This is a genomic window from Cognatishimia sp. WU-CL00825, from assembly GCF_040364665.1.
Lineage (GTDB): Bacteria > Pseudomonadota > Alphaproteobacteria > Rhodobacterales > Rhodobacteraceae > Cognatishimia.
Genome location: NZ_BAABWX010000001.1, coordinates 1,373,534 through 1,394,156 on the forward strand (window position 1 = coordinate 1,373,534; position 20,623 = coordinate 1,394,156).

Genomic DNA, 20,623 nt, shown 5'->3' on the forward strand with positions numbered 1-20,623 from the left:
TTGCTATCCGCCGACAACGGCTTGCGGTAAGAACAGCGCGATTTGCGGGAAGAGGATGAGAAGACCAATCATCGCAACCATGGCGAACCAGAAAGGCCAGATTCCACGGAAGATGTGGCTCATGGGCACATCCGGGGCGATGGACTTCACAATGAAGACGTTGATTCCAACGGGCGGGCTGATCATGCCCATCTCGAGCACGATTACCACGATGATGCCGAACCAGATCAGGTCCCAGTCCAGGGCAACGGCGATTGGGATCACCACCGGAATGGTCAACACCAGCATAGCCATGGCTTCAAGGAACATGCCAAGAAACATATAGATTAGAACGACGATCAAAAGAATGCCGATTTCACCAATTGGAAGCGACGTCAGAATAGTAACCAATTGGGCGGGTAGTTCCGTCAGTGACATGAAAGGAATAAACACGAATGCACCGATGATGATCATGAAGACGGTTGCAGTTGCATTCATCGTTTCAACGATCACAGCCTTTGAAGCTTTCCATTTCAATGAACGGCGCCAAGCGGCCACCAGAAAGGTGAAAAAGGCACCAACCGAAGAAGCTTCAACAGGTGTAAAGAAACCCGTGTACATGCCGCCAATGGTCACGAGAACTACTGCGATAATTGGAACGGCACGCCACAATGAAGCGATTCTTTCTGCACGATCAAAGCGTTCACCACGCGGACCGGCCTCAGGATTGCGCACCACAACGAAATAGATCGCTCCGATGAACAGCAGGGTCAAGATGATGCCTGGGAACACTCCTGCCATGAAGAGCCGTCCAATCGATTGCTCTGTCAGCACCGCATAGATGATCATGCCCCCTGAAGGAGGGATCAAAAACCCCAGTGTGCCCCCTGCTGCAACAGAGCCAGTGGCGAGGCTATCGGAGTATTTATAACGTTTCATTTCCGGTAGAGCCACACGACCCATGGTGACTGCAGATGCCAGTGACGATCCCGAAAGCGCCGCAAATCCAGCACAGGCGGCGATGGTTGCTGAAGCTAAACCGCCACGCAAGTGGCCCATCCAACGATATGCTGCTGCGAACAAGTCGTTAGACATGCCAGAAACGCCTGCTAAGTTCCCCATCAGTATGAACATCGGGATAACCAATAGGTTATAGTTTGAAGCAGCCTCAAAGGTTTCACCAGCTATATTGGAGTATGCGACTTTAAATCCGCGCGCCCAAGCCTGGTCTTCAGCCATTCCCACGGCGATAAACTTGTTTGCGTTGGCTATGATTGTGCCAACAAATCCGACGCCTAGCATCGACAGCGCAACGGGCATCCGAAGTGCCAAAAGAACAAAAAGGCTCAGCAGGCCCAATAGGCCTAGAAGCGTCATGCTAATCACAGTTCGCCCTCCCCAATTTTCAATTTCACGACCTGGTCAGACTGCATTAGTTGCCAGATATCGAGCACCAGCACCAAGGCATAGAACGACGACGAGGCCGCTAGAAGGTAGTAGAATGGTTCAAACGAGATCAGAAGCTGCTGAGTGGTTTCGCCAAAGCGCACGGCGTTTTGACCAGCGTGCAATAGTTGTTGTGCCATCACGCAAAGAAGTCCAAAGCCAAGTAGCTTGACTGCTATCATGGACCATTTTGCGAAGCCTTTGGACATGCGCGCCTCAAGTACTTCTATCTCGATATGGGCCCCGGTTCGCGCTCCTAGAGGGATGGACAGCGCCACTATTACGACAAGCGACAAGATCAAAAGATCCTCTGCACCGACAATAGGAGAGTTCAGCGCCTTGCGCATGATCAGGACGTTCCAAACCGAGAAGCCAGTCATGAACACAAGGGTCAGCCCGCCACAGAACAGGGATACCCAAGTCAAAACTCGGTCAAGTTGCTCTATTAAGGGAAATTTTTCGATTTCGCTCGACATAAGTGCCTCGATTTCTTGGTCAAACTTGAGAAAAGTCAGGACACCACTTTAGGACGCCTTGTTGATAGCTTTCTTTGGTTTGGAATGCTGCAGCCCACTTTTGGACATTCGGAAATTTCCCGAAGTCATACCCACAGGCGTCGATAACGAAGTGGAGTGGGATCCACGAAATATCTGCCAGTGTAAACTGGTCGCCCATAATCCAATTGCGACCCTCCAAGGTCATTTCGAGCTTGGCAAAACACGCTCCCAAAATCGCCTTGGCTTTGTCGAAATCACTGGTACTGAAGCTTTTGTCTCCAGAGTGTTTGTCATGAAACTCTTTCAGTTCCTGATTCTTTTGTAGCGCGTCGTATTTTGCTTGTTCTTCCGCAGTTTTCTTAATCTTTGCGGCCATTTTTGTTGCATAAACGTATGGCTTGCACGCTGGCACGTGTATCGCTGCCGCTAAATGCAACCACTCCATCATTTCGTCATTGTTTTCAGCGCGCAACGAGGGCTCCGGATAGACATCATCCAGGTAGTCAATAATATCATTTGACTCGATGTGAACCACGCCGTTGTCGATCAAAGTCGGCACCAAACCATTCGGGTTAATACCAAAATACTCTTCGGTTATGTTCTCCTTTTTCAGTAGATCGAGATGATGACTTTCCCAATCCAGTCCTTTTTCGATCAAAGCTATCCGTACTCTCATTGAGCAATTTGAAATCGCACCGTGATAAAGGTGCAGCCCCTCAAAAGACTCTACCGATTTGTTTGAAGGAACAATAACGACCATTGCAGAACTCCCTTTCAGAATTGCCGTGCATGACACAAAAACATCTTGGAACTGGATTGCTTACAATCCGACGCCAAAAAGTTATTGGCGGATAGGTGCCGCGCTGTAACCCGCGACACCATTCCGGTACGCTACTGGTTCAGCGCTCCATATATTTCTCTAGCGTTAGAAACACCGCGCGAGGCGTAGTCGGCATAGATTTGTTCCATGCCCGCGGCGGCAGCGGCTTCCATTTTGGCGCGCTCCTCCGCCGAAACCTCGATCCACTCGACATTGAGCTTTCCTTCTGCGATCCGCTCGTCTTTCCACTTCAAGGCCGATTCATCCGCGTCTTGAAACGAGCGAGCGAGCTCAATCGAAAACGGCAATCCAGAAATTTCATCGATAATCGCTCTATGCGCGTCACTTAGATTTTGGTAACGCTCTTTGTTCATCACAAAAAAGACCGGATTGAATGTGGCTGGAGTGTTGACGACGGCAAAGTCAGCCACCTCATCAAGATTCCAGGGCGGCATGATATTGTTTATCGAAGAAATAGCTCCATCAATCGTTCCAGTGCTAAGCGCAGTGTAGTGTTCGGTTGGATCTAACTGAACAGGTACCGCCCCCATCCCCTTTATTACCGGCGCAGTCATCGCAGCCCAGGGTACGATTTTGGCCCCCTTCATACCTTCGATTGTAGAGACATTTTTGGTAGAGATTATCATCCCACCAGCGGGGTTTCCAACGGCAAGAACTTTCACGTCGGACCATTCGTCCGCCATGTGTTCTTCGAAGATGGTCCACATCCTCTCAGTAGAATCGATCGCATCAACCGCCTTTCCAGGCAAGATTGCCAACATCGTCTTTGGAAAGATCGTGGGTGTCGAAGCTGCAATTCCAAAAGTGATGTCCGCCACCCCTTCGACCGCGCGCTTGTATTGTTGCGTCGGGCCCGCACCAAGCTGTCCTGCGGGGTACAACTTCATGGTAAGCGTCCCCCCGGATCGTTCTTCGATCTCTTTTTCAAACCATGCCAACGCACCCGTTACAGTTTCATGACTTGGCGGTACAAATGTTGCCACGCTCAGCTCTTCAGCCTTTGCAGTTAAGCCAGTCAAGCTTAAGGTGCTGATCAAGGCTACAGTCAGCCCCAGATTGTTGAGTGTCATTGTATAATCCTCCTTCAGATAGCGCGCCGAGAGCCAAGCTCGGGACACAATACTTGGTGATCTACTGGTTAAGCGCTCCGTAGATTTCTTGAGCATTTGAGATCCCGCGCTTCTTGTAGTCGGCGAAGATGACCTCTAGCCCATCGGCAACAGCGGCATCCATTTTGGCGCGCTCTGCTTCTGAAACCACAATCCACTCGTAGTTTTTGCCGGTTGTTTCGGAGATGATCTTCTTGGACACCTCATCAGCCCCATCAAAGCTTTTCGCAAGTTCAAGCGACATAGGAAGGCCCGCCAACTCGTCGATTATCGCTCGATGCCCATCAGACAAGCTCATGTAGCGCTCTTTGTTCATCACGGCATAGGTCACAGCGAAAGACGTAGGTACGTTTTCTACGACATACCCAGAAACATCCCAGAAATTCCAAGGCGCAGTAATATTGTTGTAAGAGGCCGTGGTCGCATCAATAGTGCCAGTGCTTAGTCCGGTATACATTTCTGTAACGGGCATCTGCACAGGAACAGCACCCAACGCCTCGATGATTGGAGATGTCATCGCGGCAAAAGGCACGATTTTCGCACCCTTCATACCATCCAGCGTGGAGACATTCCGTGTTGCAGCAAGAAGACTGCCCGCAACGGTTCCAACTGCCAAAACCTTCACATCACTATATTCGTCTGCCAGGTGCTCATCAAAAATATTCCATATCGCACGGGTCGACTGATCTGCTGTATCAGCTGTCCCCGGCAGAATGCCCAGCATGGTTTTTGGGAAGAGCGTCGGCGTATACGCAGAAACACCGAAAGTGATGTCTGCGACGCCTTCTACAGCACGTTTATACTGTTGAACCGGGCCGGCCCCCAATTGACCTGCAGGATAGAGCTTCATGGTCAATGTGCCACCAGAGCGGCGCTGAACTTCTTCGCCAAACCATTTGAACATTCCGGTATTTGTATGATGTTGCGGCGGCAGGAAAGTTGCGACGCTAATTTCTTCACTTACAGCAGTTTGCGCAGTAACGCTCAGGCCCAATGCCAGCGTAACATTCAGTATAAAACGCGAAAGTTTCATTGTTGTCCTCCCTAGGGGTAAAGCGAGCCGCATTCCGTCTTGGGATCCCATCACAAATCAAGATTCCCAATTTTTTCGACTCACATCGAATGCTAGCGAGTTAACACGATTATGGGATCCCAAATCAAGGAAAAACTTCGAATAACTGTGATATTTACCGTTAAAATATCATTTCAGGATCCTTTAATGAGCGAGAAACCCGTTATGTAACTGCGTATTTCCAACATATTCAACCTCTTGACTTTGGGATCCCATGCATGATGAATGACAACATGGAATCTATTGACACAGCACTCGCCACGCGCATTCGGCGTGACATTATGATGGGCACCTTCGACGAAGGAGGTCGCCTATCTGAAGCACGACTTAGCGAAATCTACGAGGTTTCGCGTACACCAATTAGACTGGCTTTACGCATATTAGAGCGCGAGCGCCTCATCCGCCGAGGTGAAGGACGCGGCTATACAGTCGTGAGCCCGACCGTGGAAGAGATTCTACAAGCAGTACAGGTCCGCGGACACTTGGAAAGTCTCGCAGCACGCCTTATGGCGCAGTCCGAGACTCGCTGCCAGCACCTGCCAAACATGGCAAAAGCGATTGAGACAATAGATATCGTACTTAGAAATGGCCTATTAGGCGATTCCGCCAAACGTGAAGCTCAGGCAGCTAACAGGGTCTTTCATACTTCAATCTTAAATGCCTGCGAGAACGACTACGTGGGCTTTGCCTGCGAGCAGATCAGTCACTTGCCCATGCTTGCAGCTGGATCCATGGTCTTCGATCGCACCACAATTCAATCTTCAGATCCAATGGAGAGTGGGCTGTTCAGGCTCCATCTTGGAAATGCGCAACACCAGGTGATTTATGAGGCAATTGAAAAAGGTGATGCGGTTCGTGCAGAAGGTATGATGCGAGAGCATTCACACACAATGGTGGACTATATCCGTACCTTTGAACGGAAAGACGACAGCCTAACAGTTGCGGACTTGGTTGCATACTCAGAGGGCTAATCCACAATTACACTCATGTATATTGTGGCCAAATCCTCTTTTGGGACGAAATATCGACGCAAGGTCGCTCCATTGATGATTTTTTTCCCTTTGTCTGCGAAAAAAGCCGAAAGATCACTGAAGCTCAATGAGCTTTCTTTAGGTTATTAAGCTTACAAGACCAACTGGCTACCTCATAAGATTTTAAATGGCTACGACCCAACGCGAGAAATCTCGTCCAACTGCGAAACCGCAATCTGCAGCGCCCTGCCCGTAGTGCAAACCATGGCAGGGAGAACCATCCACTCCAATGTCCATGCGCTGCCCGAACGCTCCTGTTCGTGGATCAATGCATTGTGCATAAGAGCAAGCTGTCCAGCATTGTATTGCGCCAGAGCGATTAACATCTCGGCTTTTACTGGGTTTTGTTTATGCGCCATGGCAGAGCTTGTTCCGCCACCTGATTGGGTGATTTCCTCAATGCCCTGCTGTGCCATAAGACATATGTCTTGACCGATTTTCCCAAGACTCCCAGTGACCAGGGACAGCCAGCCTGCGTAGGCTACAAATCGCGTTCTATCATTGTGCCAAGCATAGCCTGGGTCCGTGAGCCCGAGCCTATTTGCCAAGTCGGCACCAATTTCCACCACCTTATCACGGTTGGCGCTCCGGTCCCCTGTAGCACCACCGAATTGCAGGACTTGCAAATCACTCCGCATACCTGCCAGGCTATCTCTGTGCCGATAAAGCGGAATGACCCAATTCTCCAGGCGGTGTCTCACTGTGATTGGTAGAGCGGCCTGCATGCGAGTCCGCCCCATCAGGCTATTGTTGCCTTGAGACTCAATTAGGCGTTCAATACCTGCAATCGCGGTTTCTAGCCGCGCTGTAAATGTGTCGTTCACTTCTTTCAACGCGAGCACCGTCGCAGTATCAATCAAATCCTGAGAAGTACTCCCGACATGCACCGCCGGGGTCAAATCAGCCCCTACATGCTTTCTAAGCTGACGCAGGAACTCTGGAACCGGAACACCGTCGATGGGACTAGCCACCTTGATGGCATTCATATCCGGCGAAAAGCTGTGCATCTTTTTTATCGCAGCCTTCGCGGTACTGACATCCACAGCACCACTCGCAGCAAGTGCTTCACTCAGAGCAATCTCAAAAGCTAAAAAGCGCGCGAAGGTCCGCCCTGTTTCGAACACTGCTGTCACTTCGGGGTCTTCAAAAAGGGAAGAGAAAAATAGATTGGATTGAGTCAGCGGATTCACAAGGTACTCCGAGGTTGTCTGCCCGATAGTCAGGGAAAATCAGGGATTTGTCGAGTTAGGTTGTGGAAGGCCCAAAATGTCCCGAGCCTGTCGCCAACTGGCAACGGGTCGTTTGTATTGATTACAGAACTCAGTGACGCGCTTGACCAGAGCAGCATTTGATGGTGCAAGCCGATCCTTATCAATCCGAACATTGTCTTCCAATCCCGTCCGGCAGTGTCCGCCTTCAGCAACGCACCATTCATTAACGGTAATTTGATGACGTCCTATCCCCGCAGCACACCACTCTGCCCCAGGAGATAGTCGATTTACGGTTTCAATGAAGAAGTCAAAGGACCGTCGATCAACGGGCATAGCGTTTTTTACACCCATTACAAATTGGATATATAAATCCCCTGGTACACGCCCGTCCTTGTTCATCTGTGCTGCCTGATGGATGTGGCTCAGGTCAAAAGCTTCGATCTCCGGTTTGACGTTGTGGGTACGCATTTCGCTGGCCAGCCAATCCACCAGATCAGGACTATTCTGGTAAACCCGTGTAGGAAAATTGTTAGACCCAACCGAAAGCGAAGCCATATCAGGCCCCAATGGCAACATGCCACCTCGTTCTTGGTTAGCACCTGAACGACCTCCTGTCGAAAATTGGATGATCATACCGGGGCAGTGTTTCTCCAGTCCCTCTTTTAGGCGCGCAAACTTTTCCGGATCTGACGTTGTGGACTGATCGTCGTTGCGCACGTGAGCGTGTACGATACTTGCGCCCGCTTCAAAGGCTTCCTGAGTAGATTCAATTTGCTCATCAATGGTGATCGGAACCGCAGAATTGTTTTCTTTACGGGGTAATGAGCCCGTAATTGCACAGCAGATTATGCAAGGTTTCGTCATGTCACGTGTCCTGTTGGTTAGCGACGTCATACCTAAATGGCACAACGTCGAATTTTTTAAATATCAAAGAAAACAGTTTCGTCTTTGCCCTGCAGCCTAATGTCAAAACGATATACGATTTCGCCGTCGCGCTCTGAACGCTTAGCGATCAAAGTCGCCCGCCGGTGTTCCCACTCAATGATGTTCAGCACAGGGTCTTCCGAGTTTGCAGCCACTTCATCCGCAAAATAGACGCGAGTATTCAGGCCGATATTAATGCCGCGCGCGACAATCCACAGGTTGATGTGCGGCGCTTGTATTCCGACATTGCGCCCCCGCGTGCGGCCTGGCTTAACCGTCTCAAAAGCCCATTCACCGGTCTCGAAATTGGTGATCACACGTCCCCAGCCCCGAAAGCCCTCTTCCACTTCGCCACCACCTTCTGGGTGCGCGTAATGACCGTTGCAATTAGCCTGCCATGCCTCTAGCAAAACATCTTTAACCGGGGCCCCCATGCCGTCAAACACGAGACCTTCTACTCGGATACGCTTGCCTTCTGCATTCGGCCCGGCAATGTCCCAACCCAGCTCTTGCTCATAGATATCGAACCCAGCAGCACCTGGAGCCAAGCCGATATGTACATATGGACCCGCAGTTTGAGAGGGGGTTTCCTTGAGATAACCAAGTTTTTGTACCATGATTAGTTCCCCTCCAAACGGTTTTCAAAGAGCGTGGAACGTCGGCCGCGCAGGACAATATCAAATTTGTAGGCAATCGAATCCAGCGGGATCGTTGCGTTGAGATCCAACGCGGCAACAAGGCTGTCACGACCATCTTGCGAAGGAATGGTTTTCACAATCGGACACTTATCCAACAGCGGATCACCTTCGAAATAGCATTGCGTGATTAGCCTCTGAGAAAATGCAGTACCAAAGATCGACATGTGAATGTGAGCCGGTCTCCAATTGTTTACCCAATTGCGCCATGGATAGGCTCCCGGTTTCACGGTGCGGAAAAAATAGAACCCATTTTCGTCAGTCAGTGTCCGACCGCAACCACCAAAATTTGGGTCAATCGGTGCAAGGTAAGTGTCTTTCTTGTGACGATAACGCCCACCCGCATTTGCCTGCCAAGCCTCCACGAGGGTATTGGGGACTGGGCGACCATTCTCATCAAGCACACGTCCGTGTAATATGATACGTTCACCAATCGGGCTTTCACCGGGTTTCGCGTAGTTCAGGATCAAATCGTTGTCGATGGGGTTAATGTCGTTGTGACCAAAGACCGGCCCAGTGATTTCGCTTACCGAATTTTGCAACGAAATCATCGAGTATTGCGGCGACCGCGCTACGGAGGTCTTGTAATCAGGGGTAAGAGCGGCAGGCTGCCTTTCTCTGTCCCTCTGGTAGAATTCGCCCATTGTTGACATAAGCGGGGTCTCCTTTTTTGCTGGGGGGATAGCGCGTTTCCTTGGCTATTCATTTTCCAATTCGGCGTAGGTTTTTTTCGCCAGTTTCAGCGCGTGGTTCGCGCGTGGAACGCCTGCGTAAATTGCAACGTGTTGAAAGGCCTCCAAAACGTCTCTTTTACTTGCACCTGTTCGTGTACAAGCGCGGATGTGCATTGGAATCTCTTCGAAATTCCCAAGCGCCGCCAACAAAGCCAATGTCAACATTGACCGTTCGCGCTGGCTTATTCCGTCGCTTGCCCAAACCGTTCCCCAAGCACTTTCAGTGATCAGCGTTTGAAACGGTACATCAAAATCCGTCTTCTGCAATTCCGCACGATCAACATGGGCATCACCCAAAACAGTGCGGCGAGTTTTCATGCCCAGTTCGAGCCGTTCAGACATGTCCGTTCTCCTTTAGGAAATTTGTCAAAATTGCCGCATATTCGGCGGGCTTTTCGACGCATGGCAAATGGCCAGCGCCCTCAATGGTACGAAAAGACGCGCCTTCGATCATAGCAACGGTGCCCTCGACCAGATTAGCTGGACTAGCACCGTCCACCGAACCGGCAATGCCAAGGGTCGGCTGTCTAATCGCCCGCGTCTGGGCACTCAGATCGGCAGCCGCTATTGCATGACAGCAGCCGATATACCCCTCCTTTGGGGTTCGAATTAGCATATTGCGCCATGCGTTCAGTTCGTCATCACGTCTGAATTCCTCTGAGAACCAACGTTCTAGAATTGGCCCAGCTAAGGACTCGACACCTCCTTCTTGAATGGCTGCAATGCGGTCGTTCCACATTTGCTGGTCGCCCAACTTGGCCGCAGTGTTAGACAACACCAAGGCAGAAATTAGATCGGGTCGCCGCACCGCCACGACCTGCCCAATCATACCGCCGATAGAAAGCCCTACGAATGCGCAGCCTGAAATGCCAAGTTGATCCAAGAGATCCACGGCATCATTTGCAAGCTCATCCATAGAATAGGGAGATGGCAAACAATCAGACAAGCCGTGCCCACGTGTATCAAAACGGATCACTCTCAAACCACCTGGCAGCAGTGCCACGACCTTGTCCCACAGCTTCAAATCCGTTCCCAGGGAGTTTGAAAAAACCACAGGAAATCCGGTTTCAGGGCCCTCAATTCGGACATGCAATGCCAAATTTTGCAATTTTACGATTTGCATTATGTATCCTCAATGGTTGGGCTCTATCCTCCGTCCAGAAATTAACATATTGCATTTCGCAACAAAAATGACTTATTGTGCCATTTAGTTTCCCTTTTGAATAACTAAAATGATCGATCGCCGTATTAAATTCCGCCACATCCAGTGTTTCGTTGAGATAAGCCGGCTCAGGAGTATGAAGTCGGCTGCAGAGCGATTGCTTTTGACCCAACCTGCAATTTCCAAAACCCTTAAAGAGTTGGAGACGTTGCTTGGGGCTGATCTAATGACCCGCAGCCGAGCCGGAATTTCGCTGACGAAACAGGGGGAAGTATTCCTGCACTTTGCCGAGATGAGCCTTGCCGCCTTGCAACAGGGGATGGATGGCGTGGAAAGAGAGGGCGAGGCTAGATCCGCACGAGTCAAAGTGGGTGTACTACCCTCGGTTGCGGCTCGCTTGATGCCGCTGGTGGCGCAGGAGTTTTCGGAGCTTTCAAACAGCAGTAGGTTGGAAATCTCGGATGGCCCGGTTAGTTATCTAATTCAAAAACTGCGGAATGGTGAGCTAGATCTTGTGGTTGGACGTCAAGCGCCTCCTGACACGATGAAAGGGATCGCATTTACGCAGCTTTACAACGAGACCGTCGATTTTGTAGTGCGTCCAAAACACCCACTTCTGCAAGCCCCCGATCTCGCCCGTATCGGTGAATGGCAAGTGATCTATCCCTCAGAACACTCGGCCATAAGACCGCTTGTTGAGCGGTATTTGATTGCCAATGGCGTAGGCGAACTTCCAAACAAACTGGAAACAGTTTCAGGCGCATTTGGGAGAGTATATACACCAAGAAGCGACGCCGTTTGGATCATTTCGTCTGGTGTTGTTGCAAATGAAATCGATAATGGAATGCTTTGCCGCCTACCATTTGATACGACTATGACAAATGGTCCAGTCGGATTGATGATGAAAGCCAGCACAAACCCGTCCTCCGAACAAAAGATTTTCTCTATAGCTGTCGATAATATTGTTCGATCGCAAGGTTTATAGATAGTTGCACAACCTTACGTCGGCTGTTGATGCACCTTCAATTGGCTGCCAATCTTGGGAAACGCATAGTCAAGCAAGGTGTTGTTCCATAGCTGCCCATGCTTGGCGTTTTTACATGTAGGCATTCGATCCATATGCACCTGCTCTTCAAAGGTCGGCACCTCTTGGCGGGCATTGAAGCGCGAATTCAAACCTTGCTTTGCCATGCTCCGATATTCCAGCGCGCGTTCTCTTGCTTGGTTGATCGTGACAATATCCGCACCACCCAAACCAAAATCCGTGCGCAATGGAGCACCCTTCCTATTTTTCTGCCCTTTAACGACCACGCGCACGATCCAACGACGAGCCGCGGATGGATCAACGACAAGCTACTATCCATTGCTGTCGCCATGTGGCCCCGGTCCAAGATTCTCTGCTAGCTTCTTTGTTAGCTTTCTGCCCAGCGCCGCCAATCGACGTGCCACCTTTCATAACACACAATGAAGGCGTAGCGAGGCGACCGAATAAAATCCAGCAAGCCTTAAATAAGGCGATCGTTCAGGAAATACTGAGGTTTAGGCTATTCAAAGCAGCCTCACAAAACCTCAGAAAAAGTGTGGGTGGCGGAGACGAAGGGATTCGAACCCTCGATACCGTTTCCGGTATACTCCCTTAGCAGGGGAGCGCCTTCGACCACTCGGCCACGTCTCCGCTGACCCGTATATTTAGCAAACCTCCGAGAAACAAGGGACTTTTTACAAAATATTTGACCCTTTCGAAAATAGCCATTTTCCCGCGAATTCGATGGGAGTTAATTCAAATAACTCGCAAATTTAGCGCAATGGCCGCGCGGTCAGTTTATGGGTATTTTGGCTCAAACCACCTCCCATACAGAGCGACGGATTCTTGATTCTCCATAAGCACACGGCCAGGCAAAATTGCGGTCCATTACCGTCAACGCAAATGCTATCCGCAGTTATAGGGCAACGCGCGTGTCAGTCCGGAACGGCACGCTCAAAGTGAAACTCCTAAGGTTTCATCACGTCATATTTCACACCGATCTAAGGGTGACGCCCCACACAACAGTAGGCCCAATTAACCTGCAATTGCACGAGGCGTCATCGCGCTATTCCCAAAGGAATGAAGCGATCAGCAAATGTTTTACACTGGGGGATGCGATGACGATCCAGGGCAAAGCATTCGCCTTTAGGTAAAGTATCACAATGATACTTCAATGCAAAGCTGAAATAGCCACTTTTTCAGGCCGTAAATGTGTAGATGGGCAGGAATCCAGGCGCAGAAAAACTAGGACGTGAAATAGAAGTCCACGACCTTAAAATCTCAAGAATCTTCTTCCTCCAAACTGCGCAATGCAGCTTCGAGGATAAACTGAGTGGCCGAAAACTCATTTTCTTTGGCGCACCCAATCGAATATTCTATCAAATTTTTCAAGGCTTCCATGTCCGCAGCACGCTCGTCTTCAGCGCTGCAAACCAGCCTAATTTGATCTTTGAGCATAAGCCCTATTTTCTACAGTGCCAGGGAATGACTGTGTGTTAAACTTACTCTGGCAAGCAGCATCAATCCATCGAGAATCGCAAGTAAATGCATGAATAATCTAAATGTATATAAACTCGACGCCCATACCCTACGGATCTTTCTAAAGGTCTGTGAGTTGCAATCTGTAAGCCGCGCCGCAGAACACTTTGACCTCAACCAATCCACGGTCAGCAATCTGCTTGAACGTTTGCGGCAGATGCTGGGTTACAAACTGTTTGAAAAAGCGGGCCGCAATATTGTGCCTACCGAGAATGCTAAAAACCTGATCCCCCGTGCTGCGCGCATCGTGTCCGCCATCGAAGGGCTTCCAGAAACTGGCATTTATGATCCGCTCGAAGACACGCGTCCCATAAGTATTGCCGCCAACCTCAATTCGATGATGGGTGCGCTGCAAACCATTCGCGATGCCATTTGGGCGATTAATCCCGACCGTCATGTTCATTTTGTCGAAATGGGTAGCCGCGACCAGATGGAAGGCGTTCTGGAATCGGGGACTGCTGATGTACTTATTGCGGTGCGCGTAGCCAAATACCCGCCGGCTCTGCAATCACAATCGCTGTTTCGAGACCAGTCTGTGGCCTTTTATGATGCGGAGGTGCGCACCGCGCCCGACACAACTGAAGCGTATTTTTCTGCGCGCCACGGTGTTTTGGACTTTGGCGGCTATGTGCGCAGTTCCGTTGCCAATGAACTTAAGCGGCTGGAGGGGCACCGCAATATCGTGTGCTCTGCGTCAAATGCATCGGTACTGGCCGAAATGATGCGTGGCACTGATCTAATATCCAGCATGCCGAGTCGGTTGCGGCACGACGTTTTTAAGGGTTTTTCCTATTGCGCCCTGCCCCTTTTAAGCAACGTTCAGCTTGAGTTTGACCTGCTTTGGCACAAGCGAAACTCTGACAGTTCACGCCACAAATGGTTGCTAGGCATCATCCAATCGCTTGATCTTACCCAAGATCAATAGGCTTTAAGCCAGGCTTGCCAATCGCTCTAGAAACAGGTCTTTGACCTTTTTTGACGCCACAGAGGTGTATACTAAACTTGCTGGGCGTTTGTCCCCGGCATCCAGCGTTGCACCAATTGTTTCCCCCGCACAAGACACCGATATTTTTACCCGGTGCCCGTCAAATAAATCAGGGTGCGTACAGGCGATGACCGCAGCCGGATCATGCAGGCTACAGCCCTCGAACTTGCCAACGCTGGCATAGAACTTCAGATAAAAATGGCTCATGTCCTGCAGCATGCCGCCCAGTTTTGGCGCCGCTTGGGCAATCGCCTCAAAGTCTTGGGCGGTACACAGTATTTGATGCGTGACATCCAAACCCACCATTTCAACCTGCGCATCAGAGGCAAAGACAATTTCAGCTGCATGCGGGTCATGATAGATATTGGCCTCGGCGTGAGGGGTGATATTGCCACCTTCGCGGTAAGAGCCCCCCATTAAGACAATGCGATCTACATTGGTGGCAAAGTCCGGGTCCAGCTGCAGGGCTTGGGCGATGTTCGTCAACGGCCCAATTGGGCACACCACCAGTTCGCCCTTGTGTTCACGTGCCATGCGGCACAGAAATTCGGCGGCAGTTTCACCAATTTGCTTACCTTTTGGCGTTGCGGCCGGAATGTCACCGAACCCTGCATCTCCGTGCACGTGCGACGAGGGTTTAAAGGGGGGCATCGCGAGTGGTGTATGCGCCCCAGCAGCAACCGGAGCATCAACGCCGGCCGCTTCAAGCAGGCGCAGCGCGTTGCGCGTGGCGGTTTCAACGGTCACATTGCCAAAGATAGAGGTCAGCCCTAAAAGTGCGATGTCCGGCGCTGCGGCTGCATAGAAAATAGCCATCGCATCATCAATGCCTGGGTCCGTATCGATGATCAATTTGGTGACTTTGCGCATACCCTACCTCATTAAATGCAAAAGAGAGGCACAATGGCCTCTCTCATTAAACCATAGTTTCAACAAAACCTATGTGTTGAACAAGAAATGCATGACGTCCCCGTCCTGCACAATATAACTTTTGCCTTCTGCGCGCATCTTGCCCGCTTCTTTGGCACCTTGTTCGCCATTAAAAGAGATAAAGTCATCATAGGCAATGGTTTCGGCGCGAATAAATCCACGTTCAAAATCACCATGAATAACACCCGCCGCCGCTGGGGCGCTGGTGCCCTGACCGATGGTCCAGGCGCGCGCTTCTTTGGGGCCAACCGTGAAATATGTCTCTAGCTTCAAAAGCTCGTGCCCAGCGCGGATCAACCGATCCAGACCTGCTTCTTGCAAGCCCATTTCACCCAAAAACATTTCGGCTTCTTCTGGGTCCAACTGGCTGATTTCTTCTTCGATTTGGGCCGAAATAATCACATGAGAGTTGCCCTGTGCGGCAGCCATTTCGGCAACCGCTGCGGAATGTGCGTTGCCATCAGCCGCTTCAGATTCCCCAACGTTACAAACATACAATACAGGTTTAGTCGACAAAAGTTGCAGACCTTTCCAAAGCTTTTCATCCTCTGGGTCAATCTCACATGTGCGCGCTGGTTTTTCGTTTTCAATGGCCTCTTGCGCCATCGCCAACAGGCGGTCTTGCTCTTTGGCTTCTTTGTCATTGCCCTTGATCTTGCGCACCAGACCCTGACGGCGTTTCTCAATGCTTTCCAAATCAGCCAGCATCAATTCGGTCTCGATGGTTTCCGCATCGGCCACCGGATCAACGCGATCATCCACATGGGTCACGTCGTCATCGTCAAAACAGCGCAGCACATGCGCAATCGCATCGGTTTCGCGAATGTTGGCCAAGAATTGGTTGCCCAGACCCTCGCCTTTGGATGCGCCTTTGACCAGTCCAGCGATATCGACAAAGGTCATGCGGGTTGGGATGATCTGTTTGGAACTGGCAATGGCCGCCAGCTTTTCCAAACGATCATCAGGCACAGCCACGTCGCCAACGTTTGGTTCGATTGTGCAGAACGGGAAATTCGCCGCCTGCGCAGCAGCCGTTTTGGTCAATGCATTAAATGTCGTAGATTTCCCAACATTCGGCAGACCGACAATACCAACTTTAAAGCCCATCTCGGCCTCCAATCACATGTTCGAGCCGCTTCTAGGCAGTGTTGGGGCCTGACGCAAGTCGTGTTACCCTTGCAGCATTCAAATTGGAGGCCGTCATGTCGTTCACACCCTATATCTTTTTTAACGGAAACTGCTCTGAGGCGATTGATTTCTACGCAGATGTCTTTGGCGCGGATAATGTTTTGAAAATGCCTTTTTCAGAGGCCCCGCCCGAGGTAGGCCTGCCTGCTATTGATGACCGGTTGATGCACGCACAAATCGATGTTGGCGACACAACGCTGATGTGCAGTGACAACCCCGAAGGCATGGAACACCCAGCGCAGACCGGCATCGCAGTTGCCCACCAAACCAAATCCGTAGCCGAAGCGAAAACCAAATTCGAAAAGCTATTAGACGGCGGAGAAGTCACTATGCCTTTTGAAGCCACATTCTTCTCTTCAGGCTTTGGCATGTGCAAAGACAAATTTGGCACCCATTGGATGATCATGGTGGACGACGAAGCCTAAAGGACCGACCAAGAATGAACTTTAGGGACTGGCGAGGCATCTGTGCCGCAGCAATTTGTTTCGCCGTGCAGACAAGTGGCGCTATGGCTCAATCCATTGCGCCAATACCCTATGTATTTGGGCAAGGTGACACCATCTCTGGCGCTCAGGCACTTATTTTGCAGATGTACGGCCCATCATCGCAGTGCAAAGCAATGCGCCCCACCGTCGTTTGGTTTGGCACCGCGCCGCAGGGCACAGATGCGTTGAACACTGAACCAAGGACGCTTTCAAAGGAACTGGTGCAGCAAGGCTATAATCTCGTCGTCCTTAATGAACTTAAAGGCCATGTTGGCAACTCTGATGCTGCCAAAGACGCCTTATTCTGGTTGTCTGAAAATGCAGCGACGCTTTGCCATGATCCTAACAAGACCATCCTTTGGGGAAAAAACATGGGCGCTGATTTAGCGCTTGAAACGGCCTATGCAAAAGATCTGCTATCCCGGCTTTATCCTGCCCCTATTGCAGTGGTGGCGATCTCTTCTGCCGGGATTCGCCACAGCCACCTAAGACGCGGCGACCCTGCCCTGTTTCTGGTACAGGGCAGCAAGTCGAAAACCCTGCCGCCACCCGACGCCAAAGCCCTAGCCAAAGCCGCACATAGCCGCGCCATTCCGGTTCATTCACACCAAATCATCGGTGGCGATGCCTCCAGCCCGCATCTGAATGTCTTTGATGTCCGCCTGATCAACCGCCCACTGATCGACCACATCCAGTTGTTTCTAGAGGCCGCGATTGACCGCAAACCCTATAAATCGCGTGCGACCCAGTCCCAAATCCCGAAATAGTCACTGCCGGGATTGATTTTCAGCCGTTCATCCGGCACATCGGGCAAGACGTAATAAAGGAATGCCCGATGACACGCATCGATGCCAAATTTGCCGAATTGAAAGCCGCCAACAAAAAGGCATTTGTGTCCTATGTCATGGCCGGTGACCCCAGTTATGACGTGTCGCTAGAAGTGGTCAAAGGTCTGCCTGCCGCTGGCGTTGATATCATCGAGCTTGGCCTGCCTTTCACGGACCCCATGGCAGATGGGCCAACCATCCAGCTTGCCGGGCAACGCGCCCTTGGCGCAGGCATGACCTTGCAGCGCACCTTGGATCTGGCAACAGAATTCCGCAAAACAGATGACACAACACCGATTGTTCTGATGGGCTATTACAACCCGATTTATAATCGCGGCGTCGAAAAATTCCTGGTCGACGCCAAAGCTGCGGGCATTGATGGTTTGATTGTTGTGGATCTGCCACCCGAAGAAGACGAAGAGCTGTGCATTCCCGCCCAGGCCGCAGGCCTGAACTTTATCCGTCTTGCCACCCCAACAACCGACGACAAACGCCTGCCCAAAGTGCTGCAAAACACCTCTGGCTTTGTCTACTATGTCTCTATTAATGGCATCACCGGCTCTGCCGAAGCCCAAGCCACCAATGTTGGCCCCGAGGTCGCGCGCATCAAAGCATCTACCGATCTGCCAATCATTGTGGGCTTTGGCATCAACACGCCCGAGAAAGCTGAAAACATCGCCTCTGTCGCAGATGGCGCAGTTGTTGGCTCGGCCATCGTCAGCCAAATCGCAGCAGGCAAACCGGTAGCCGAAATACTAGATTTCGTGAAATCCCTAGCAGATGGCGCGCATCGAGGGTAAGCACAGCGTTTACTCAAAAAATCACGGATCGTGGTTCTTTTGCGAACGACCGCTTCGAGCCGAATTTGACAGTTTGATGCCTCGCATCCCTAAAGAAATTACTGAAACCATTAGAATTACAATGAACGCCTTATGGAATGCCTGAATGACACATCTTGGCCAGTGGTTTTGTATTGGTGTCTCGCAATTGTGACCACGTATGTTGTTGCAAAGCATAATCGATTTGGCTTCAAGGATGCTCTTCTTGCCGCGGTTGGGATTCGGAAGTTCGAGAGAAACTTGATAATCTATCTTCTCGCAGCAGCGACGATATTGTTACCGTTGGCCTCAATTTATTGGGTCATAACATCGTGTGGAACCTAACAGGCTAAGCGACGCTCTGTCCGCAAAGCAGCCCCGCTCTTCACCCAACCAAAGCCTCCAACCGCATCGCGCACAGAAAGTCGTTTTCGGTCAATCCACCGGCCTCGTGGCTGGTATAAACCACCTCACAATAGCCCCAGCCAAAGCTGATATCAGCGTGATGGCCCATTTTGTCAGAATGCCAGGCCACCAGGTTTGCCATCTGTGTGGCCTTGGCAAAGCCCTTAAATTCGAACCGCTTAAAAATAGTTGTCTCGCGCACCGCCCAGCCCGGCAATCCAGCCAATCCTTCTTGCACCATGTCATCACTTAAAACGCCGCTGCCTTCTGCGCAAGGCACACATTCTGTTTGGGTCATTCTTAAGACGCTTTCTTTTCAATTGGGGGATACAGGGGGTCAAACAGCCCTTTGGCCTGAGCGTGTTTGATATCGGCCATCAGATCACGATCTGCCGCTGCAAAAAGATCATCCAAATTTTCGATGACAAAATACACAGGCTGATGAATATCAATCCGGTAAGGCGTGCGCAAAATATCTATGACATCAAAGGGCCGCAGCACTGGCGCGCCAGATAAAACCGCATGCGGCAACTCGGTTTTAGAAGATGCCAGACCTGACCCAAGCGCCTTAAGCTTGCCAGCCTCTCGGGTCAGACCAAATTCAATGGTGAACCAATACAGCCGGATCAGCCAACTATAGTCTTGTTTTTGCGCCTTTAAACCTGCCAGACCAATCGCATGGGAAAACCCTGCAAACCGCGAATCTGTCAGCAACGGTGTGTGCCCAAATATTTCGTGAAAAATATCCGGTTCTTCGATGTAATCAAAATCCTCGCGCGAGCGGATAAACGAGGCCGCCGGAAACGTCCGATCTGCGAGCATGCCAAAAAAGGTTTTAAACCCAATCAGCGCGGGCACCGGGTCCACTTTCCAACCGGTTTCGCGCATCAGTACCGCGGAAATGTCCGGGCATTGCGGCACCTTGTCTTTGGGCATGTTCAAGGTAGCCAAGCCTTTCAGATAGGGTTTGGCCATATGGGCCTGCACCGGCCCCTGTTGGGCGGCATAAAGATCTCGCCACACCGCGTCTTCCGCAGCGCTATAGGCGATATACCCAGATGCATCCGGGGTCTTTGCTGAATACTTTGTTGATTTTGGCATGTCGCGTCTCCTTGCCTTATGGTCGGCCACCAACGCAGAAAAATCCGCCCCAATCGGTTTGAAAAACCCAGGTTTTAAGGTATGATTACGTTAAATTTAACAAATTATTGGTAAAAAATGCCCCAACTTGAACAGAAAGACCGTGAAATTTTGCGGGTACTACAAACGGACGGAAAAATCAGCCTTCAAGCGCTTGCAGAAAAAGTCAACCTGAGCTCGTCCCCGTGCTGGCGCCGCGTCAAACGCATGGAGGAAGCGGGATTAATCGACCGCTATGTCGCCATATTGAACCCCCGCGCCCTTGGCTTGCACGCCCAGGCCTATATGCACGTCAGCCTGCTGGATCATACCGAAGCCACCATCGAGGCCTTTGACCGCTTTGTACAAAACGAACCGCAGATCATCGAATGCGCGTCTATTACCGGCTCTGACGATTATATGCTCAAGGTTGTTGCAGAGGGGCCCGAGGCACTGGAAACCTTTATTATGCAACGGGTTTTGCGTCTGGGGCTGGTGCGTAGCTCACATACGAATTTTGTTTTGCGCAGGACCAAATCGAGTTCGGCGTTGCCGGTGTGAGTTGGTCAAAACCCGCCCAACGAGGCAGTCACCACAGCCAA

General features: G+C 50.9%; 23 protein-coding genes, 1 tRNA gene and 1 pseudogene. 7 read left to right on the plus strand and 18 right to left on the minus strand.

Annotated elements, in window-relative coordinates:
• Window positions 1-3: 3 nt before the first annotated feature.
• The 5 genes from ABXG94_RS06820 to ABXG94_RS06840 all read right to left on the minus strand — a co-directional run bounded on the left by ABXG94_RS06820 (window position 4) and on the right by ABXG94_RS06840 (window position 4,905).
• Window positions 4-1,362 (minus strand): TRAP transporter large permease, encoded by a 1,359-nt coding sequence (locus ABXG94_RS06820; protein WP_502901696.1) that lies wholly within the window; start codon window positions 1,360-1,362, stop codon window positions 4-6.
• Window positions 1,362-1,901 carry a TRAP transporter small permease gene (locus tag ABXG94_RS06825; RefSeq protein WP_353533085.1) on the minus strand — a complete coding sequence of 180 codons (540 nt, stop codon included), beginning with the start codon at window positions 1,899-1,901 and terminating at the stop codon, window positions 1,362-1,364. The genes ABXG94_RS06820 and ABXG94_RS06825 overlap by 1 nt, the downstream gene beginning before the upstream one ends.
• A gap of 19 nt (window positions 1,902-1,920) precedes the next feature.
• Complete coding sequence (locus ABXG94_RS06830) at window positions 1,921-2,682, minus strand: glutathione S-transferase family protein (RefSeq protein WP_353533086.1); 762 nt, start codon at window positions 2,680-2,682, stop codon at window positions 1,921-1,923.
• A gap of 131 nt (window positions 2,683-2,813) precedes the next feature.
• Window positions 2,814-3,833, minus strand: a complete 1,020-nt coding sequence (gene dctP, locus ABXG94_RS06835) for a TRAP transporter substrate-binding protein DctP (protein ID WP_353533087.1) — start codon at window positions 3,831-3,833, stop codon at window positions 2,814-2,816.
• A gap of 61 nt (window positions 3,834-3,894) precedes the next feature.
• Entirely contained in the window at window positions 3,895-4,905 is a 1,011-nt protein-coding gene (locus ABXG94_RS06840; protein ID WP_353533088.1) for a TRAP transporter substrate-binding protein, read from the minus strand.
• Between the two features lie 257 nt (window positions 4,906-5,162).
• Here ABXG94_RS06840 and ABXG94_RS06845 point away from each other — a divergent pair, with 257 nt between their 5' ends.
• Window positions 5,163-5,915 carry a GntR family transcriptional regulator gene (locus ABXG94_RS06845; RefSeq protein ID WP_353533089.1) on the plus strand — a complete coding sequence of 251 codons (753 nt, stop codon included), beginning with the start codon at window positions 5,163-5,165 and terminating at the stop codon, window positions 5,913-5,915.
• Window positions 5,916-6,106: 191 nt separating this feature from the next.
• Here the strand turns inward: ABXG94_RS06845 and ABXG94_RS06850 are convergent, their stop codons facing one another.
• From ABXG94_RS06850 to pcaD, 6 genes are read right to left on the minus strand one after another with little or no spacing between them, the layout of a single operon-like run.
• Window positions 6,107-7,165 carry a 3-carboxy-cis,cis-muconate cycloisomerase gene (locus tag ABXG94_RS06850; RefSeq protein WP_353533090.1) on the minus strand — a complete coding sequence of 353 codons (1,059 nt, stop codon included), beginning with the start codon at window positions 7,163-7,165 and terminating at the stop codon, window positions 6,107-6,109.
• Window positions 7,166-7,204: 39 nt separating this feature from the next.
• Window positions 7,205-8,050, minus strand: a complete 846-nt coding sequence (locus ABXG94_RS06855; protein ID WP_353533091.1) for a 3-oxoadipate:acetyl-CoA acetyltransferase — start codon at window positions 8,048-8,050, stop codon at window positions 7,205-7,207.
• A gap of 56 nt (window positions 8,051-8,106) precedes the next feature.
• Window positions 8,107-8,727, minus strand: a complete 621-nt coding sequence (pcaG, locus tag ABXG94_RS06860) for a protocatechuate 3,4-dioxygenase subunit alpha (RefSeq protein WP_353533092.1) — start codon at window positions 8,725-8,727, stop codon at window positions 8,107-8,109.
• Window positions 8,728-8,729: 2 nt separating this feature from the next.
• On the minus strand, window positions 8,730-9,458 hold the full coding sequence (gene pcaH / locus ABXG94_RS06865; RefSeq protein ID WP_353533093.1) for a protocatechuate 3,4-dioxygenase subunit beta: 729 nt from the start codon (window positions 9,456-9,458) through the stop codon (window positions 8,730-8,732).
• A gap of 45 nt (window positions 9,459-9,503) precedes the next feature.
• Entirely contained in the window at window positions 9,504-9,881 is a 378-nt protein-coding gene (pcaC, locus tag ABXG94_RS06870) for a 4-carboxymuconolactone decarboxylase (RefSeq protein ID WP_353533094.1), read from the minus strand.
• The gene (pcaD, locus tag ABXG94_RS06875) at window positions 9,874-10,662 is read right to left on the minus strand and encodes a 3-oxoadipate enol-lactonase (protein WP_353533095.1); all 789 of its coding nucleotides are present in this window, start codon (window positions 10,660-10,662) and stop codon (window positions 9,874-9,876) included. Before pcaD ends, pcaC begins: the two co-directional genes overlap by 8 nt.
• Window positions 10,663-10,771: 109 nt before the next feature.
• On the opposite strand from pcaD, the gene pcaQ reads away from it, so the two are divergent.
• The gene (pcaQ, locus tag ABXG94_RS06880; protein WP_353533096.1) at window positions 10,772-11,686 is read left to right on the plus strand and encodes a pca operon transcription factor PcaQ; all 915 of its coding nucleotides are present in this window, start codon (window positions 10,772-10,774) and stop codon (window positions 11,684-11,686) included.
• Window positions 11,687-11,700: 14 nt separating this feature from the next.
• Here the strand turns inward: pcaQ and ABXG94_RS06885 are convergent.
• The 3 genes and pseudogenes from ABXG94_RS06885 to ABXG94_RS06895 all read right to left on the minus strand — a co-directional run.
• Window positions 11,701-12,042, minus strand: a pseudogene (locus ABXG94_RS06885) (Arm DNA-binding domain-containing protein); the annotation flags it as partial.
• A 244-nt stretch (window positions 12,043-12,286) separates the two neighbouring features.
• A tRNA-Ser gene (locus ABXG94_RS06890) sits at window positions 12,287-12,376 on the minus strand.
• Between the two features lie 630 nt (window positions 12,377-13,006).
• The gene (locus ABXG94_RS06895) at window positions 13,007-13,183 is read right to left on the minus strand and encodes a hypothetical protein (RefSeq protein WP_353533097.1); all 177 of its coding nucleotides are present in this window, start codon (window positions 13,181-13,183) and stop codon (window positions 13,007-13,009) included.
• Between the two features lie 91 nt (window positions 13,184-13,274).
• On the opposite strand from ABXG94_RS06895, the gene ABXG94_RS06900 reads away from it, so the two are divergent.
• On the plus strand, window positions 13,275-14,189 hold the full coding sequence (locus ABXG94_RS06900; RefSeq protein ID WP_353533098.1) for a LysR family transcriptional regulator: 915 nt from the start codon (window positions 13,275-13,277) through the stop codon (window positions 14,187-14,189).
• A 3-nt stretch (window positions 14,190-14,192) separates the two neighbouring features.
• Here the strand turns inward: ABXG94_RS06900 and ABXG94_RS06905 are convergent, their stop codons facing one another.
• Both ABXG94_RS06905 and ychF read right to left on the minus strand, forming a co-directional pair.
• Entirely contained in the window at window positions 14,193-15,119 is a 927-nt protein-coding gene (locus ABXG94_RS06905; protein ID WP_353533100.1) for a nucleoside hydrolase, read from the minus strand.
• Window positions 15,120-15,188: 69 nt separating this feature from the next.
• The gene (gene ychF, locus ABXG94_RS06910; RefSeq protein ID WP_353533101.1) at window positions 15,189-16,286 is read right to left on the minus strand and encodes a redox-regulated ATPase YchF; all 1,098 of its coding nucleotides are present in this window, start codon (window positions 16,284-16,286) and stop codon (window positions 15,189-15,191) included.
• 95 nt (window positions 16,287-16,381) lie between these two features.
• Here ychF and ABXG94_RS06915 point away from each other — a divergent pair, with 95 nt between their 5' ends.
• The 3 genes from ABXG94_RS06915 to trpA all read left to right on the plus strand — a co-directional run bounded on the left by ABXG94_RS06915 (window position 16,382) and on the right by trpA (window position 18,479).
• Complete coding sequence (locus ABXG94_RS06915) at window positions 16,382-16,792, plus strand: VOC family protein (RefSeq protein ID WP_353533102.1); 411 nt, start codon at window positions 16,382-16,384, stop codon at window positions 16,790-16,792.
• A gap of 83 nt (window positions 16,793-16,875) precedes the next feature.
• Window positions 16,876-17,619 carry an alpha/beta hydrolase family protein gene (locus ABXG94_RS06920; RefSeq protein WP_353533103.1) on the plus strand — a complete coding sequence of 248 codons (744 nt, stop codon included), beginning with the start codon at window positions 16,876-16,878 and terminating at the stop codon, window positions 17,617-17,619.
• A 68-nt stretch (window positions 17,620-17,687) separates the two neighbouring features.
• On the plus strand, window positions 17,688-18,479 hold the full coding sequence (trpA, locus tag ABXG94_RS06925) for a tryptophan synthase subunit alpha (protein ID WP_353533105.1): 792 nt from the start codon (window positions 17,688-17,690) through the stop codon (window positions 18,477-18,479).
• Window positions 18,480-18,882: 403 nt separating this feature from the next.
• Here the strand turns inward: trpA and ABXG94_RS06930 are convergent, their stop codons facing one another.
• Both ABXG94_RS06930 and phhA read right to left on the minus strand, forming a co-directional pair.
• Window positions 18,883-19,200 (minus strand): 4a-hydroxytetrahydrobiopterin dehydratase, encoded by a 318-nt coding sequence (locus ABXG94_RS06930; protein WP_353533106.1) that lies wholly within the window; start codon window positions 19,198-19,200, stop codon window positions 18,883-18,885.
• Window positions 19,201-19,202: 2 nt separating this feature from the next.
• The gene (gene phhA, locus ABXG94_RS06935) at window positions 19,203-20,003 is read right to left on the minus strand and encodes a phenylalanine 4-monooxygenase (RefSeq protein WP_353533108.1); all 801 of its coding nucleotides are present in this window, start codon (window positions 20,001-20,003) and stop codon (window positions 19,203-19,205) included.
• Window positions 20,004-20,120: 117 nt separating this feature from the next.
• Between phhA and ABXG94_RS06940 the strand changes: the two genes are divergently transcribed.
• Window positions 20,121-20,582, plus strand: a complete 462-nt coding sequence (locus tag ABXG94_RS06940; RefSeq protein WP_353533109.1) for an Lrp/AsnC family transcriptional regulator — start codon at window positions 20,121-20,123, stop codon at window positions 20,580-20,582.
• The last annotated feature ends 41 nt before the right edge of the window (window positions 20,583-20,623 follow it).